This window comes from Saccharopolyspora sp. NPDC002686 (assembly GCF_040295745.1).
GTDB classification, from domain to species: domain Bacteria; phylum Actinomycetota; class Actinomycetes; order Mycobacteriales; family Pseudonocardiaceae; genus Saccharopolyspora; species Saccharopolyspora oryzae.
In genome coordinates this window covers 1-17,396 of the sequence record NZ_JBEOVY010000150.1, presented here as the reverse complement: position 1 = coordinate 17,396, position 17,396 = coordinate 1, and the positions used below count along the sequence as shown (strand labels likewise).

General features: G+C 70.2%; 9 protein-coding genes. 3 read left to right on the top strand and 6 right to left on the bottom strand.

The window, feature by feature from the left end; genetic code table 11:
- The 3 genes from ABTZ89_RS20375 to dapA all read right to left on the bottom strand — a co-directional run.
- The coding region (locus tag ABTZ89_RS20375) for a hypothetical protein (protein ID WP_351046908.1) at nucleotides 1–546 on the bottom strand (546 nt) is incomplete at its 3' end.
- 20 nt (nucleotides 547–566) lie between these two features.
- Nucleotides 567–1,706 carry a hypothetical protein gene (locus ABTZ89_RS20370; protein ID WP_351046905.1) on the bottom strand — a complete coding sequence of 380 codons (1,140 nt, stop codon included), beginning with the start codon at nucleotides 1,704–1,706 and terminating at the stop codon, nucleotides 567–569.
- Between the two features lie 183 nt (nucleotides 1,707–1,889).
- Nucleotides 1,890–2,786, bottom strand: a complete 897-nt coding sequence (dapA, locus tag ABTZ89_RS20365; RefSeq protein WP_351046902.1) for a 4-hydroxy-tetrahydrodipicolinate synthase — start codon at nucleotides 2,784–2,786, stop codon at nucleotides 1,890–1,892.
- A 72-nt stretch (nucleotides 2,787–2,858) separates the two neighbouring features.
- Between dapA and ABTZ89_RS20360 the strand changes: the two genes are divergently transcribed.
- From ABTZ89_RS20360 to ABTZ89_RS20350, 3 genes are all read left to right on the top strand, one after another.
- Entirely contained in the window at nucleotides 2,859–3,770 is a 912-nt protein-coding gene (locus ABTZ89_RS20360) for a LysR family transcriptional regulator (RefSeq protein ID WP_351046900.1), read from the top strand.
- 577 nt (nucleotides 3,771–4,347) lie between these two features.
- Entirely contained in the window at nucleotides 4,348–5,052 is a 705-nt protein-coding gene (locus ABTZ89_RS20355) for a hypothetical protein (protein ID WP_351046897.1), read from the top strand.
- A 9-nt stretch (nucleotides 5,053–5,061) separates the two neighbouring features.
- A complete protein-coding gene (locus tag ABTZ89_RS20350; protein ID WP_270950612.1) occupies nucleotides 5,062–5,490 on the top strand; it encodes a hypothetical protein in 429 nt (142 codons plus the stop codon).
- Here the strand turns inward: ABTZ89_RS20350 and ABTZ89_RS20345 are convergent.
- The 3 genes from ABTZ89_RS20345 to ABTZ89_RS20335 form a co-directional block, all read right to left on the bottom strand.
- Entirely contained in the window at nucleotides 5,487–6,011 is a 525-nt protein-coding gene (locus ABTZ89_RS20345) for a type VII secretion system-associated protein (protein WP_270950610.1), read from the bottom strand. The two genes, ABTZ89_RS20350 and ABTZ89_RS20345, sit on opposite strands and share 4 nt — an antisense overlap.
- A gap of 43 nt (nucleotides 6,012–6,054) precedes the next feature.
- On the bottom strand, nucleotides 6,055–7,032 hold the full coding sequence (locus tag ABTZ89_RS20340) for a hypothetical protein (protein ID WP_351046893.1): 978 nt from the start codon (nucleotides 7,030–7,032) through the stop codon (nucleotides 6,055–6,057).
- Between the two features lie 76 nt (nucleotides 7,033–7,108).
- Nucleotides 7,109–17,386 (bottom strand): OTU domain-containing protein, encoded by a 10,278-nt coding sequence (locus ABTZ89_RS20335; RefSeq protein WP_351046890.1) that lies wholly within the window; start codon nucleotides 17,384–17,386, stop codon nucleotides 7,109–7,111.
- Nucleotides 17,387–17,396: the final 10 nt, after the last annotated feature.

Here is a 17,396-nt window from a genome sequence, read left to right as displayed (position 1 = left end):
CGTAGCCGTCCGAGCGCTGGTTGGTGAGCCCGGAGAGGAACTGCCTGAGCAGGGAGAACTGCCCTGCTTCCAGCTCCACGCCGTGCAACCCGGCATCATGATGGTCTGCTCGGCGGGGTCGACCTGGCGTTCCGGGCGGCGGATCCGCATCGGGACGGTTCGGCGGGTCGCCGCGTGCCGAGCCGGCTGGTGGGGGATCTGGCGTCGCGGCGGGGCTTGCGGAGGGACGACCGGGATGACGCCGGTGTCGGCGACCTGCAGGTCGAGCCGGTCGACGCTGGTGGTGTCGCCGCGGTGGGACTCGATGGCCTCGCGCAGGATCCGCCGGTCCTCCCTGGAGACCAGGAGTTCGCGGCGGGCCGCGAAGGCCGCCATCGCCAGGGACGCGCCCAGCACGTCACCGCTGTCCAGCTGGTTGCCGATCATCGTGGCGAGCCGGTCGGGCATCTCGGCGGCCAAGTGCAGGAGCACTCCGTCCAGTGCCTCGAAACCCGCTTTCGCGTCCACCTCGGCGGGCATGAAAACGCCCTGCTCCCAAACGAACACGGTTCCCTCCGTCAAGAATCTCAAGCGCTGCAGCCGAGTTTGACCTGCGCCGCGGCGTGACGCGCGTAAGTCGGGCCGTCGCTGGTGTAGTCGACGCCGCGCGAGTGCAGCTTGATCGTCAAACGCCCGTCGCCGACCGGGAACCGGCCCGCGTCGACCCACTGCCCCTGCCGCCCGACCTGGTCGATGCGGAATTCGCCGACCGGGTTCGACGTCTGGTCCGTCTGGTAGACGGTGTAGTAGCTCGGCGCGCCGCCGACCCGCGTGATGCCGCCCCGGGGGACGAACACCCACGCCTGGCAGCTGCCCTGCCGGACGTCACCAGTAGTGAACCGCCAGATCGCGGCGTTGTCACCGTCCTTGTTCGGGTCACCCGACATCGGCAGCGAGTCGAAGGAACCGTTGCACCCGTCGGCGGCGTGCGCCCCGGAGGGTGCGGTCTTCCAGCCAGCTTCGCCGTCGGTGTAGTAGCCGGGGCGGCTGTAGTTGCCGCCGGCGCAGCCCGGCCCGGCTACCGCGGCGAAGGTCGGCGCGGCGGGCGGCGCCGGATTCTCCTGGGCGCGGACGTCACCGGCAGGCGGCGGGGGCGGCGGAGCTCCGCCCTCGGCCGGGGCCTGCGGGGCGTTCTGGTTCACCGCGGGCGGCGCGGGCGGCTGCACCGGCTGGCCGGGGTTCGACTGCTCCTGCGCCACGCCCGGCACGAACCCGGACTGGGCCTGCGCGTCGTCCTCGAACGCGGCGGGCGTCGGCAGTTTCGCCTGCGGCCCGTCGTCCTTGGACAGGCCCATGACCAGCAGCGGAACGGACAGCAGCACCAACCCGGCGACGGCCGCAGCGGCGATCACCGGCTTGGACACGCGGTTGCCGGGGCGCGCCGGGGTCGTGGTCTCCTTCGCCGACTTGGCGGCGGCGACGGGCGCCACCTTGGTCGCGGCCTCCGCCTTGGCCGTGGTCGCGGTGGCAGGCTCGACCTTGCCGCTGGTGGCGGCGACCGGGTCGGCCAGCGCGGATTCCTGGACGGCGGGCATCACCTGGGTGTCCGCGGCGGCGGCCCGCATCTCGGTGTCCGCGGCCTCGGCAACGGCGTTCACGCTGACGCCGGAGGTCTTCTCCCAGGGGTGCTCACCTGCTGCGGACGCATCCTTGCCGCTAGGGCTCATCTGTCGGTTCCCATCGGTCGAGTCGTTCCAGCCGAGCCATCGCCAACTGCCCCCACCAACAGCGGATGCCCGGACAAGCGCACGGAGCAGGTGAAACCACCGAACCCCTGCCCAAAGCCTGGTCAACACCGACCAGACGAACAAGTAACCGAATACGGGGACAAGCGGGGAACCGAAGCAGGATCAAACCGGGACTGCGGTGGTTTCGAGGGCCTTGGCGAGGTGCTGGCGGTGGGCCGGGGTCGCTTCTTGGAGGGGGAGGCGGACCGATGGGTGGGGGATGATTCCGCGTTCTGCCAGGGCCGCCTTGGCCATGATGGCTCCTTGGCAGGTGCGCATGATCGCGTCTACCAACGGGAGCAGTCCACTTTGGATGGGGCGGGCCGTTTCGAGGTCGTTGTCGCGGACGGCTCGGACGAGTTCGGCGTTGCGGTCGGCGAAGACGTTGCCCACCACGCTGACCAGGCCGGTGGCGCCGGAGGCGAGGTAGGGCAGGTTGAGCTCGTCGATGCCGCAGTAGTAGGCCAGCGAGGTGCGGCTCATGACCGTCATCGCTTCGAACAGGTCGCCCTTGGCGTCCTTGACCGCGCGGATCCTGGGGTGCTCGGCGAGTTCGAGCAGCGTGGGCAGCTCCAGCGCGACGCCGGTGCGGGCGGGGACGTCGTAGAGCATCACCGGCAGCTCGGTGGCGTCGGCGACCGCCGTGCAGTGGGCGACGACCCCGGATTGCGTCGGCTTGGAGTAGTAAGGGCAGACGAGCAGCAGTGCGTCCGCACCCGCTGCTTCCGCTTCTCGGGCGCGGCGGATGCTGGAAGCGGTGTCGTAGGTGCCGACGCCCGCGATCACCCGGGCTCGCCCCTGCGCCCGGGCCACGACGTCGCGGATGAGCTGGGTCGTCTCGGCGTCGGTCAGGGTGGGCGCCTCGCCGGTGGTTCCGGCGACGACGAGGCCGTCGCAGCCGGTGGACAGCAGGTGGTCGACGAGGCCGGCGAGGCCGGTTCCGCTGATCGTTCCGTCCGGGTTCATCGGGGTCGCCATCGCGACGAGGTTGGAGCCGAAGAGCAGGTCAGCGCGGTTCATGACTCGATCCTCGCGTCATCGACAGATGCGGTCCAGCGATGCTTTCTTGCTGATATTGCGTAGCATTGCTTCATGATCGAGGTGGGTGCACTGCGGGCGCTGCGGTCGGTGGCCGCTCTCGGGACGCTGGCTCGGGCGGCCGACGAGCTCGGGTTCACGGCTTCGGCGGTGTCGCAGCAGATCAAGAGGTTGGAGCGCCAGGTCGGGTTGCCCGTGCTCGCGCCCGCCGGGCGCGGCGTGGTGCTCACACCAGCCGGCCAGGCCATCGTCGACGCCGCGCCCGAGGTGTTCCAGGCGTTGGAGCGCTGCGCGGAAGCCGCTCAGTCCGTCGCGGACGGCGCTCCACAAGGGACACTCCGCTTGGTCGCGTTCTCGACCGGCATCCGCGGCCTGCTCGCTCCCACCATGCCGCGACTTTCGAAGCGGTGTCCGGATCTGCGGGTGGAGATCAGCGAGCAGGACCCCGACCAGGCCCTCCACAGCATCGATGCGGGGACTGCCGACCTCGCCCTCGCGCACGATGCCGACGGACTTCCGGTCCCGCTTTCCCCGTCGTTGACCCGGCGACTCCTGCACACCGACATCGGTGACGTCGTGATGGCCCGCACGCACCGGCTCGCGAAGCTGGACCGGCCGCTCACCAGCGCAGACCTGATCGGCCACCGGTGGGTGACCAGCCCGCCGGGAACGGTGTGCCACCAGTGGTTCCGACGCCTGTTCGCGGACGTGCCGGAAGAACCCGACGTGTGCCACCGGGTGGACGACTTCTCCACCCAGATGTCCCTGGTCGCCGGCGGCGAAGTCCTGGCCCTGATCCCCCGCCTCGCCCGCCCGCCCCTCCGCGAAGGCCTCATCTCCCACCCGCTCCACCGCCCACCCCAACGCGAAGTCCACGCGGTATGGCGGAGCAGCGCCAACGCCAGCCCAGCGATCCAAGCCGTCCTCGCAGAGTTGGAGGCGACCGCTCCGCCCGATGCCCCGTGAGCACTTTCTGGTGTCATGACCCCACGAAGTGCTCACGGACCCGCGCCCGCACGCCCGGCGTGGCCGGGGTTCGGAGTCGTGAGCAGTTTGGGGTGTTCTGGCGCCCCAAAGTACTCACGAAACTGGGCTCGCTGCAGGTAGGGCCGGTCGGTGGTGAGGCCGTGAGCACTTTGGGCTGTCCTGGCGACCCAAAGTACTCACGGGGGACGGGTTGCACAGGCGTCGGTGACGGCGCTGCGCAGTGCGCGCTTCGAAGCTGTCGAGTCGGTGTTGAGCAGGACGTCGACGTATTCGGCCGGGGGCGTGACACCAGCGGTCAGCAAGACGCCCGTGAGTACTTTGGGCTGCCATAGCGACCCAAAGTGCTCACGGGACGGAGCGCGGCACGCGGAGCGTATGCATCGGGCGAGCGTGTACGTCCGGGTGCGTAGGCCGGTGGTCGTCATCGGGTGGATGTGCCGCAGATGAGGTCGGCACACACTGGCTTCCCAATGCAGCCACGGGAATCCGCTCGGGACAGGTGGGGTGGAAGCGGATTCCCACGCCTCGGAAGCTGCATCTGCTCGGGAGGAATCCGATGTCCATCAACGAATCCGCCGCAGACCTGCGCGGTCCACGGGTCGCCGCCACCGCTGCCGTGGCGTACGTGGGCTGCTTCGCCGTGTCCTTGATCCTGCCCGGGCTGCTGGGCCAGCGTTTCGCGGCGCCGGTGCCTTACGCGTCGGACGAGGAGGTGGCGGCCAAACTGGCCGCCAGCGACCACGGCCTGGTGCCGATCGGCGCGTTCTGGCAGGCAGCGAGCGCACTGGCGCTGTTGGTGTTCGTGCCTTATGCGGCGCAGTTCGTGCGCGGGCGGGTTCCGGGGAGCGCGCTCGCGGGGCTGGTGCAAGCCGGCGGTGTCGTGTCCGGTGGGCTGCTGGTGCTGTCCGCGTCCGTGCAGTGGATCTCCTACCAGCCGACCGTCGCCGCTGACGTGCACCTTTTCCGGGCGGTGACGGATCTGGTGTTCATCACCGGTGCCGCGCCGCACGTCGCCACCTTGGGCTTCCTGGTCGGAGTAGTGGCGTACGTGAGTCGCAAGACGGGTGCGCTGCCGGCCTGGCTGAACTGGTTCGGACTGGTGATCGCCGCGGTGTCCTTGGTGTCGATGCTGTCGCTGATGTTCGAAGTGGCGACGATCTTCATCCCGCTGGGCCGCTACGTCGGAATGATCTGGTTCCTCGCGGTGGCGGCCGTCCTGTGGTCGCGGCGCGAAGCCACGGCATCCGCAGTCCGGCAGTGAGGTTCGAGGATGCGCTACCTGCTGCTGGGATGGGCCGCGGTGATCGGTCCGTTGATCGTGTCGGGGTTGATCGGCGGCCCCACGGGATTGTTGCCGCATCTGATCTACCACCTGGTCTATTCCGCGCTGAGCCTGATCGGGATCTGGGCGGCGGTGCGCATGTCGTCGCGCGGGCGGCGGGTCTCGTTGGCAGCCGCTGTCGGCGTGATCATCGCCGGACAACTAGGTCAAGAGCTCGTCGTGCTCACGCACGGCGGGGTGCACGCCGGCCCGGAAGTCCTCACCCAGCCCTTCCACGTGGCCAGCGCCATGGTGTCCCTGCTCGGCATCGTCGCGGCCGTGGTGGTTCTGATCGCGGTCACGGTGGCAACGGTGGTGCCGGGTCGCCGGACGGTTCACGACGGCCGAATTGCAGATCCGGACACGCCGGGAAACTAGCCCACGGCCTCGCGCAACGCGCTCGCGAGGATGCGCGTGGAAGCGGTTGAGCCGGGGTTGAGGAGTACGTCGACGCCTTCGTCCGGCAGCGCCTCGGCCAGCTCCGCGGCGGTGGCGTCGCGCCAGCCCGCGACGCGAACCCGGTCGCGGTGGGCGGGCGCTGTGGTCACCAGGATCGAGGCCTCCCCGTCCGGGGCCGGTGCGACGACCGGGGCGCCCTCGTCGTCGACAGCGATCCCGAACTCCGCGTCGCGCAGCACGGCGAGCAGCTCCCCGGCCCGCAACCGGCCCTTGACCGCCAGCCGCAGCACCGCGTCGACGGGGTCGGTCGGCGAGTCCGGGCCGGGCGCGTAGTCGGGGTTCGACCGGAACCTGCCGGTCGTGCCGTCGGCCTCGACGTACCAGCCGCCGACCACTGCCTCGCGGGGCGGCCGCGGCAGGTTCCGGCCCTGCTGGTGCCACGCCGGGTCGATCAGGAACACCCACCGGGACTCCGCCGGCAGCGCTTCTTCCGCGCTCAACGCAACGACCTCCTACCTCCGAACATGCGCGGGATCCCGTGTGTCAGGCGGGTTGGGGCGCGTTCTCCAAGTCGACCATCGCCACCCACTCTCGGCGGGTCGGGATGCGGGCCTTCGGCCCGGCGTTCGCGACGTGGGTCCGGAAGGGTTCGGGCAGCGCGATGCCCCGGGTCCGCAGGTAGTGCGTCGTCAGGTCGGACCATATCCAGGTGCCGTCCGTGCGGAGGGCGACCGGGACCACCGGTTCTTCGTCGTCCTCGAACAGGTCGGGCACCAGGGCGTCCTCCTCGGTGAGCGGGGTGCCGGAGTCGAGGTACTCGAGCTGGGCGTCCCGGTTCGGGCCCGGTGGCTCGCGGTCTTCGGAGTTCTCGTCGAAGCGGGCCAGCTCGATGTGCGGGAGCGGGCCGGTCGCGTGGATCTCGCGGCCCGCGACCAGGGCGGGGGCGTGGTAGTAGGTGTCCAGCGGGCTGTCCGGGGTGAACACCTCCACCTGGGGGCTGGGCAGGCCCGAGCGCCAGAGGCGGTCCGCCAGTTCCGCCGCGATCACGTGCGGTTTCATGCCGCCTTGGGTTTCCACCAGGTGCAGCGGACGGGCGATGAGCGGCGCCCCGCCCGCTGGCGTGCGCCAGGCCGACCAAGCGGTGTGCGTGCCCGGCTGGTCCTCCAGGTAGGCGCGGACGACTTCGGCGCAGCGCTGCGACGTCTCGTCCTCGCGCGGCTCGAATTCCCACAGCAGCACCGAAACGTCGTCGACGTGCTCCAACAGCTCGACGCGCTCGGCGGTCAACGGGTCCGCGCCGTCGAGCAGGATTTCGCGGGCATCCGGCGGCAGGGGCTCGTTCCACTCCAGGAAGACCTGGGTGATCAGCCGCGCTGCATGCGCCCAGTGGTCGGCCGCCAGCCAGCTCCGCGCCTGCCACACCACGTCGTCGGGCAGCCTCGGCGCGAGCCGCAGCAGCAGCTCGTGCCTCGCCCGGTCCTGCTCGTCCTGCATCATCTCCGAACCCCCAACGTCAGCCACCGGAAGGTGCGCACTCGCCGAGCCTCCACGCGGTGCGGGCCCGGTTCAAGTCACCGATAACGGGACGGCGGAGCGCCTAGCCGCGCCACGGGACGCCCGCCGCATCGCAGATCTCCCTGAGCGCCTTGACCAGCTCGCGCAGCTCACCTCCGATCCCGTTCTCGACCTGCGTGTAGCCGTCCTGCTGCACGGCTCCCTCCGCACCTGTCCCGGGCGACGCCGCGGCCACCAAGGCCGTGCGGTACGCCCGGGCCTCCGCGGCGTAGTCGCGAGCACGGCCTTCGAGCAGCACGTTCCGATCACCGATCTTGAAGAGGTAGTCGGCCAGGATCTCCTTGCTCCGGACCTTGAGGTCCTGGACCAGCTTCGGCACGCCCCGGAGCTGCCGGGCTTGCCCGAACAGCTCGTCGGAGATGTCCAGCTGCGCGAACCCGTCCCGCACCGCCTTCCGGACCGCTAGGAGTTCGCGCTGGTCAGCGCCGAGGCCGATGGCGTGGGACCGGCGCTGTCCGCGGAAGGTCGGCGCCTCGTCCGTGAGGCGGTACTCCACGGGCCGCAGCGGTGCGCTGGTGCCGGTGAAGTTCTCGAAGGCGTTGTAGAGCTCCTCGTTGATGCGCGACTGCGTGGCCCACGGGATCACGTAGTCCTGCACGAAGGTGCCGACCGCCGTCCGGTAGCCCTGCGCCTGGAGGTGCGCCGGGGCGTGCTTGGTGAAGAAGTCCTTCACGGCCGGTTTGGACGCGGGTTTCTCGCCCCGCTCAAGCAAGTCTCGGTTGCCGGTCTGACCAGCCGCGATCTTGCGCAGCTTGGCCGTGACGGCCGCGTACTCGTGGTGCCCGAGGAACTCGCCGGAGTCCGGCGAGCCGGCGGGTTCGGTGTAGACCCGGAAGTCCACCAGGTCGTCGGGCACGCCCAGCTTGTCGCGCAGTTCGCCGAGGCCGCGGACCTCGCCCCAGGAGTGCGGATTGCCCTCCAGGTCGCCGTCCGCGTAGGTGCGCAGCGAGCCGGGCAGGGCGAACTGCCGCAGGTTCTCCAGGGAGGCCGGGTTCTTGATGCCGAACTGGTTGGCCCCGAAGTGCTTGTCCACGTTCAGGTCGTCGGAGCGACCGCCGGAATCGTGCTCGGTCACCGCGTTGCGCGAGATCTCGTTGGCGACGCTCAGCGGAATCAGGAAGGAGCGGATCATGGGGTTGGTCGCCTTCCCCTTGAACCGGTACTTCTCCAGCCATTTGACCTGCCGCAGCGCCTGGCCGATGCTGACCCACAGGGTGAGCTCGTTGTCCTTGGGCGTACCGGTGTGGATCTGGACGACACCGTGCTCGTCCTGCCCGAAGTCCTTGTGCCGCAAGCCGATCTCATCGGCTGGTGTGCCGGATCCCTCCTGCCCCAGTTGTCCGAGGGCGTCGGCGAACACCGTCATGTACACCGGCGTGTAGTGCTCGTTGTCGATGGTGACGACGGCCGGTACGTCCCGGTTGATGAAGCCCGACCCCGGCCCGTCCGGGATCGTGCTCCCGGACAGGTAGGAGGCGCCGGGGATCGCGAGCACGGCACGTGAGGGGTCGAGCTGCGAGAGGACGTCGAGCGCGGTGTTGACCGACGTGTCCGGGTAGCTGTCCGGCAGCCCGTCGACGAGGTCCCAGGCCTTACGCGCCCACCGGGCGCGCTGGCCCTCGGGGGTGTTCGCCAGGAAGTCGCCGAACAGCTGGGTGAACTTGGCGCGGAGGTCTTCGACCGGACCACCCGCGAAGGACTTCACGTCGGCCGAGAGCTGCTGGAACCGCTGCTGCGCAAGAGCTTCCGCGGCGCGGGCCGCCCGAGCGCGGTCGTTGCCGCCCCTTCCCCTGCCCTCCACGTCGACGCGCGTCGGCTTCGCGCCTCCGTCCGGACCCGCGGTGGGCCGGGTGGCCGAAGTGACGGTGCCGGCGTCGAACTTGAGCCAATCGCCCCCGTTCAGGACCCCGTGGGTGCCGTCGTCGGCGACTGCCACGTCTTCGGTGCTCGCGTAGACCGATTCCAACGCGGGGAAGTGCTCGCGCAACGCCTGCCGGAAGTCGAAGGCCGCACCGCCCTCTCCCGTCAGCGCGCCCGCCCGGCAGGCGAGGAGCTGGAACGACATCAGCTCCCGGTGGTGGTTCGCGCGGTACTCCGCCAGCGCTTGCTCGAATACCTTCGACCGTCTCAGCACGTCCGCGAACGTCTGGCCGCTGACCTGGAGCGTGCCGTCGGGGGTGGTGATCTCGAAGCTGTCCGGACGGCCGTGGGCGTTGATGTAGAACGGCGCCGGATCACCCTTCGCCGCCCAGTCCATCAGCGCGTGCTTCGGCGTGGCGTTCGCCAGCTGGTCCTTCGCGGTCACGCCCGAGGCGTAGAGCGACGTCCTGCCGCGACCACCGGTGTGCTTGGCGAACTCCTGCTTCACCTCGACCTCGTGCGCCGATGTCTGGAACGTGGCACCGATCGCCTTGCCGTTGCGGTCCAGCAGCGGTGTCACGACCACCTCGTCCGGGCTGAAGTACACCGCCCGGCCCTGCTCGTCGATGCCCTGGAGCTGCTCCGGGGATTCCGCTGCGGACGCGGGCTGCTGGCCGGATCCGGGGGTCTCCAGCGGGGTTGGGCTTTGCACCGGGTTCAGGGCCGCCATGAACATGTCCTGCAGGTCCTGCCCCGCGCCGGAACCGTTCGGCGGCTGCTCCTCGCCGGAGGGGGACGCCGAACCCAGGTCCTCGGAGCCGGTTTCGCTCGTCGCGCCCGGCTCCGGCCCGGCGTTCATCCAGCCGAGGGATGCGGCTTCTTCCGCGGTCAGCGAGACCCAAAGACCGCCTCGGCGGATCGCCGTGTTCTGGTGCACCGTGGTGTTGCCGCGGCGGGAGGTCGCCGAGGCCGTGGCCGTGTACTCCACGTCGAGCTCGAACAGGTAGCGGGGCTGGCCGTCGTAGCGGGTTCGGCTCTGCTGGTCGATGCCGTCGTTGGCGTCGCTGGTGTTCCGGTGCTTGCTGCCGGACGTGGCGTCCGGGGCCACCCAGCCGATGTCGTCCAGGTTCGTGAAACCGGCCGTGGCCGACGCCGCCGCCGGGTTCTTCGCGGTGGTCACGGCCTCCGAGGTGGACTGGCCGCGCATCCGCTCGTTGCGGCTCGGGTTGTGCTGCCCGATCAGCTCCGGGTTGAACACCCGGTACTTCAGGTCGACCCGGTAGTCGCCGGCGAAGGTCTTCTCCGCGAGCTTCATCCGGTGCCCGTAACCGCCGTCGTCCTGCATGAGCAACTTCGCGTTCGGGCGCAGCAGCTGGTCGGACAGCAGGTTCTCCAGCTCGCCGCGGTGCGGGTTGGCCGGGCCGACCAGGCGCTGGGCGGGCTTGTGCACGCTGTGGTCGGTGTTGGCCGCGCGGCTGACCACGTCGGCCACGAAGGGCACCAGGCCATCGCGGAACTGCTTGGTCACCAGCAGCGAGTCGGCGTTCCTGGCACCTTCGGTGACGTCCTGCCCGGTCATCCGCTCGCCGATCTCGAGCGGCCCCGCGGTGGTTCGGACGTCCTGCAGCTCCGCGGGCAGCAGCAGCTTGGCCTCGGCGTTCATCGTCGCGTTGTCGCCCAGGTCGACGTGGCGCGCGCCGACGTCGCGGAAGCTCTTCGAGAAGCCCCACCCGTTGGTCAGGGTTTGCACCAGGTACGAGTCGGCGCGGTAGACCGCGAGCTTGAAGCGCAACCGCACCGGGACGTCCATCCGGACGTCGGGGCTGGTGTGCTCGGTCCGGTCGCCGTGCTGGGTGGACGTCCCGGTGGACAGCTCGGTGCCCGAGCCCGTGCTGACACCGATCGCCGGGCCCGGCCCGGCCAGCACGCTCGGGTCACCGGTGGGCGGCATGATGTTGAACGCCACCTGGAACGCCGTGGACGTGCTCAGCGAGTACTGCTGGTCATCGCCGAAGACCGCCTGGTGCTCGGCGAAGGAGCGGCCACCGCTGGGCAGCTGCGTCACCGTCGCCTTGCCGCCGCCTTCGGACACCGGCAGCGGCTCGGCCTCGACGTGCAGCGCGGTGTAGTAGTTGCCCTCCCAGGTCGGGTGCTCCTCGTAGATCGTCACCCCGCCGTTGAGTACCTCCCGCTGCACCGCCTTCTGGTCGAGGAGCTGCAGGCGGCGGATCGCGTCGTAGAGCGGCAGGTGCGGCGCGCCCTCGCGGTTCGACGTCGGCACCAGGTCGGGCACGTGCGCCTTGTAGATCGCCGCAGCCCGTTCGGACAGCGGGACGTCGCTGGTCAGCTTCTCCAGGCCGACGCTGGCGTCCAGCGACTTCCCGAGGTCGGTGGGGGCGGGCAGCTCCGCCGAGCCGGTGGACGCCGCCTGGTGCTGGTTCACCAGCGCGTCGGCGTCCGCCTCGGGCATCAGCAGGACGGTCGAGTCCCGCATCAGGTAGCTCTGCTGCTTCTGGGCGCCGCCGACCGGGTACGGGTTCAGGAACTTCCAGTGCGTCGGGTGACCGCGGAAGTTCTGGTAGCTGTCCACCTGCTGGGTCAGCAGGGCGTCGACCTGGACCAGCGCGTACTTGACCTGCTTCCCGGACTCGCGGGTGATCTTGTGCGAACCGGAAGCGGACTCGCCCTGCCCGGTGCCCCGCGAGGCGGACAGCGACAAGAACCCGTCCAGCCCGGCCGCGCCCAGTTGCAGGGTCCCGCCGCCGGACAGGCCCGAACCGGTGCCGGACTGCAGGCTGCGCCCCAGCTTCGCGATCTCGCTGACCGTCAACGAACCGGGATCGATGGTGCCCAGCTTCGCCGGGTTGTAGTACTCGAGCTTCGCCGTTTCCCGCACCGCGCGGTCGAACACCTGCCCGCCGCGGATCCCCTGGGCGGTGATCTGCGGCCCCTGGTGGCTCTGGGACAGCGCGCTGCCGACGATGTTGGGATCCAGTCCGGCGCGGAACTTCGGTTCGCTGGTGCCGGGCAGCTTCAGCCGGTTCGCTTCCCACGACGCCTTCACCGCGAGGGAGGCGGACTGCTGCAGGTTCCCGGATTCGCCCTGCAGCAGCTCGAAGAGCGCATCGCCGGGCGAGGTCAGCACGTGCCCCAGGCCCTTCGGCACCGGCTGGCCGAGGTCGAGGTCGGCGGATCCGCCCTCGAGGACCTGCACGGTGCCGGTCCGGAAGTCGTTCGCGTGCTCGGCCAGGAACTCCGGGACCACGTACTCGGCCGCGCTGCGCACCGTTCCCCCGGTGGTGCTGCGCACCTCCCCCCGGTGCGTCACGTTGACCGCGAAGTCGAGGTCGAACGCCTGCTTGATCTCGAGCGCGGCCCCCTGGTAGGTCACGTCGGTCTCGTCTCCGGCGGTGGTGGCCGAGCCGGAGGAGGTGCTGCGCGAGGACGTGACGTCGAAACCCGCGTTGAAGTTCGCGTACAGGCCGCTGCCGGGCCCTGCCGCGAAGTTCTTGATCCGCGACCGGAACCGGCCGGCGAAGCTGCCGGAGACGCTGTTCGCGGTCGAGCTGCCGACGGTGGTCTCCAGACCGCGGTTGCCGGAGATCTTGGCGTTCTGCACCGCCTGGGCGGTCAGCACCTCCTTGGGGGTTCCGGTGACCGCCACGTCGATCTCGTAGTCGCCCAGCTCGAGTTGGACGGTGTAAGCGTGCTTGCTGCCGCCGCTGCGGCGGTTCTCCTTGTCCGCCTTCAACATCTCGCGAACCGCGTCGACCTGCTTCGCGTCGAGCTCGATGCCCTTCTTGCCCAGCTCGTGGGCGAACTCGGCAGCCGCGGCCGAGGCGGACTTCGTGCTGCGCACCTGGTAGTTCTTGCCCTGGACGTGGATCGCGGTGTCGATGGTGAAGGGCTTGCGCAGCGCGTTCTCGGCGCGGATCGCCTGGTTCGCTTCGAGCTCGGCGAGGATCTGCTCCTTCTCCGCGGGGGTGACGGGTTCCTCGCCCCGGACTTCCAGCTGGGCGTCCAGGTGGGCGGCGAAGTCCACCAACGCGCCGGCGGCGTCCTTCGAGCTGTGCACCGCGTACTCGTCGCCCCGCACCACGACCTTGGTGGCGATCGCCGTGGTGCCGATGTGCGCGAACTCGCGGATCAGCTTCGCCGGGGACAGCTTGGCGAGCTGGTCGTCCAGTTCCACCAGCAGCTTGTCGCGCTGATCCGACGTCAGCGAGTCGTCGCGCGTGATCGCACCGCGGGCGATGTCCCGGACGCGGGCCGCGACCTGCTCCGACCCGGTCAGCTTGCTCAGGTCGGAGAGCCTGGTGTTCTTGGCGACCTCGGCGTAGGCATCCTTCTGCTGGGCGGTCAGGGTGCTGTCGGCCGGCGGCAGCGGCGTCGGGCGCGGCACACCGTCCAGCGCGGCTTGCAGGACCGCCTCGAACTCGGCGGCGTCGGTGTCCCGGACCCACACGTAAGCCGCGGTTTCCCCGGTGCCGGAAGGGGTTTCGCCGGTCTTCTTCCCGCCCGCGGTGACCGACAGCTCGTAGTCGAAGCCGAGGTCGATCCGGTACAGGGTGCTGCCGGACTCGTAGAAGGACTTCTGCTTGATGCGCTGCTTGGTCTTGCCGTGGACCGTCGCGGTGTGGCTCGCACCGCCCTTCAGCACGCCGCTGCCCCCGACCTGCACCGGTAGTTTCCCGGCCTCGCCCACCTGGCCGACCGCCTTGAGCCCGCGCACCTCCAGGCCCAGTTCCAGCGCGGAAGTCGTGCTGCTCTGGAACACCAGCTGCTCGTCGCGGCGCCGGTTGGTGCCGGACTGCATGGTGGACGTGCCGACCGCCTGGAAACCGCGCAGCTTCGGCCGCATGGTCACCTCGGCGCTGTACTTCGCGGTGTCCGAGGAGAAGTAGTTCCGCACCGCCTTGCCGATGCCGTCCACCGAGTCCGGCAACCAGCTCGTCACCGGACCGGACTTGTCGCGCAGTTCCGCCACCTGCCGCGCGATCTTCACCGGCGAGGTGAGCGCGGGGGTGAAGTTGTCCAGCAGGCCGTCCTCGGAGAAGTTGGCCCCGAAGTCCCGGTGCAGCTTGGTCGCGTCCGGAACCAGCTGGACCAGCTTCTGCAGCACGGTTTCCCGCAGGCCGCTGAGATCTCCGTAGCCGGCGACCTTGCTGATCAGGTTGTGCACCGCGGTCGGCACCGCCGGGGGTTTGCGGTCGCCCCGCAGCGCGTGGTGCGCGGCGTCCTGGACGGGGGTGCCGAGCGCTTCCTCCGGGTAGCCGAACTGCATCGTCTCGGACAGCGGGGAGACCATCTCGGCGTGCTCGACGCCGTCGTCCACCAGCGTCGCGCGCATCTCGAAGTCGAAGTCGAAGGCCGCGAGCTGCTGGCCGAGCTTGCGCTCGTGGAGCAGGCTCTCCGCGGTGGACTGCCCGTACTTGACCGCGCCCTCCTTGCTGGTGGAGATGGTGGGCCACACGTAGAACGGGCTGCCGGAGAGCTCCATGAGGACACCGGCGGTGAGGTTGAGCTTCTGCTTGTGCGAGTGCTGCGCGCTGCTGCCGGAGCTCGGCCCGGTCTCGAACCGGACTTCCTGCCGCGGCCCCGGACCGCGCTGCGCGTGCGCCACCGCCGTCGGCGTCAGGTGCAGCCAAGCGTGGCGCTTCGGGCCGAGCGGAACCAGGTGCCCGGCGTTGAGCTTGTGCACCAGGTCGACCTCGGTGAGTCCGTTCAGGTGCTCGGTCAGCGCGGTGAGGTCGGCCCGGGTCCACGTCGACCGACCGGCGTCCGGCGCGTTGAGCGGGTTGTTCTCGATCGCGTCGACGACCGACGCGACCAGCTGCTCCTTCGCGGTGCCGACTTCCCTGCCGCCGACCGCGAGCAGCTTCGCCGACGGTGAGATGACCTTGTCCGAGATGCCGAGCGGGGTCGGCGCGGCGGCCCGGTCGCCGACGCTCTCGATCGTCGTGCCCGGGCTGGGCAGCGTCGCGTAGTAGTGCGCGAGGTTCTCCTCGCCGGTGCGCCCGAGGACGACCGGCCCCGGGTTGATCGTGGTGGGGGCGAGCCCACCGACCTGGAAGTACTCGCCGCTGTCGAGGTCGAGCACTCGGAGGTCGAGGCCGTAGGCGTCCGCGATCAGGCTCGGGATGACGTTGCCCGCCTCGTCGCCGTAGTACCCCATCTGCCTGATCAGAGCGGCAGCGTCGGCAACCCCGATGTCGTGGAAGAAGTCCTGGTAGACGGCGGAGTTGTCGAGGAGGTGGTTCGCGACCTGGTTGCGCATGTCCGCCACCGGCAGGTCGGACAGCGCGGGGCTGGCGATCTTGACCGCGTTGAACAGGCAGTCCCCGTAGCCGGGCACGTAGACCGGCGTCCGGCCGTCCAGGTTCGCGGCCTGAACGTCCGTCAGGTGGGCGTAGGCCTCCTTGATCGCGTCCTCGTGGGCGATGTGGCTCGCGGGCCGCTCCGGCGGCGCGCAAGCGGTGTCGATCTTCCCGGGAGCGTCCACTTCGGACGGGGGGAGGTGATCCGCTTCCGGCGGCTGCTCCGCCAGATCGATCTGCGACAGCAGGTCGACTTCCGCCTGGAAATCGACTTCCTGCTGCTGGGGCGTCGGATCCTCGTCGAGCTGGATCCCCGACAACGCCTCGAGCTCCGCGGCCAGGTCGGCGAGCGCTGCGGACTTGCGCACGTTCGGGTCGAACTTCGCCGCGTCCGCGACACCGACGTCGAACACCACGCTCTTCGGGTAGAGCCAGGCCGAACGGTGCGGGGCGGTCCACCCGCCGCCGCGCAGCTTGGTGGACACCTCGACGACGTGCACCGCGTCCGCGTGGTAGCGGTTCAGCTCGACCTTCGAAACGCGCTCCCCGACCTCCAGCTTCGTGCTGCTGTTGTCGCCGTACCGCTCGCCGGTCTTCCGGTTCACCGGCCGGGCATCGAGGTTCTGCTGCACGTGCGGGCTGGCCGCGCCGTAGCCCAGACCCCCGTAGTAGCCCTCCTCCGCGGTTTCCGCGTAGTCCTCGGCGCGCAGCTGGGCGTGCTTCTGCTGCCGCTGCGGCATGTTCCAGGACAGCTCGTGCTCCGGGTTGTACAAGCGGGTTTTGACGCGCACCGAGATCTCCTCGCGGCGGGTCCGGTCCGGCACCCGGATCTCGAGGGTCGCGCCGTCCTCGTCGAGGAAGAGCTTCGCGTTGGTCACCAGCGAATCCGGTGAGAGCGCGGTCTCCAGGACGCCCCGGTTGAACAGGCCGGGACCGGTCGACCGCTGCGCCGGGACGTCGGTGCCCGCCCCGTGCTCGCGGGCCTCGACGATGGTCTTGACGACCTTGTCCACCAGATCCCCCGGCAGCGCCTTGACCACCTCGAACGAGGTCGAACCGACCACCTGGCCGGTGATCTCCGGCGGGTGCAGCGGGGCCGGGACGAGCCCCTTCGGGGAGGTTTCGGCACCGCCGCTGGGCACCAGGTCCGCCGGCACTTCGAGGCGCACCGTGCCCTGGTAGGTGTGCTCGCTGGTCGTGGTGCGGCTGTCGACGTCCCGGAAGGACTTGCCGCCGAAGCCGTTGGTGATCGTGCTCAGCAGCAGCGGCGGCCGGGTGACCTTCGTGAGTTCGACCTTCAACCGCACCGGCTGGTCGAACTGGGCGTTGTCGCCGGTCCGGGCGCGGTTCTGGTGCTGGTCGGTGACCGAGTCGCCGACCTCGGTGCCGGACGCGGTGTGCGCGCCGAGCACCGCCGCCGGGCCCGCCACGTTGCCGTCGTGCGGCACCAGCGGGTTCGCGGTGAGGCCTGCGGTGAGCTTGGTGGACCGGCTGCCCTGGTGTTCCGTCCCGGTGCTGCCGGTGGCCTCCGTCGAACCGCCGCTGCTCGGCTCCTGGTGGACCACCTGATGGGTGGTGCCGACCGGCTCGGCGGTGACCTTCACCGCGTAGTGCTCCGTGCCGAACCAGCCCGAGCGGTTGAACGACCGCGTCCACCCGCCGTTGAGGACCTGCCGCATCGCTCCGCGGTTGTCGAGGCCGTCCAGGGCGCGCACCGCGTCGAAGGCCGGGGCAGGCGAACCGCTCTTGGGGTTCCAGTGCGGCACCAGCTTCGGGAACGCCTCCGCGACCGCCTTGGTCGCCCAGCCCGACAGCTTCTGCTGCCCGCTGCCTGCGTCCGGGGTGAAGCCGACGACCTTGACGTCCTTGTCCAGCGCCTGCCCCAGCCCAGTCAGCACCGGGACGCCGTCCGGCTTCGGCACGAGCTTCGGCGGTGCCGACTCCCAGCCGTCGGGCGCGGGCAACCCCTGCGCCGCGCGGCTCTCCTCGGAAACGCTCACCAGCGCGCCGCCGGGGAACAGGACCTGCACCTGGCCGCGGGTCGCCGCGATCGGGTAGGGGTTGATCGACGGCCACTTCGTGGTGGGCTGGCCGAACAGGTTCTGCCAGGTGTCCCAGCTCATGGTGGCGAGC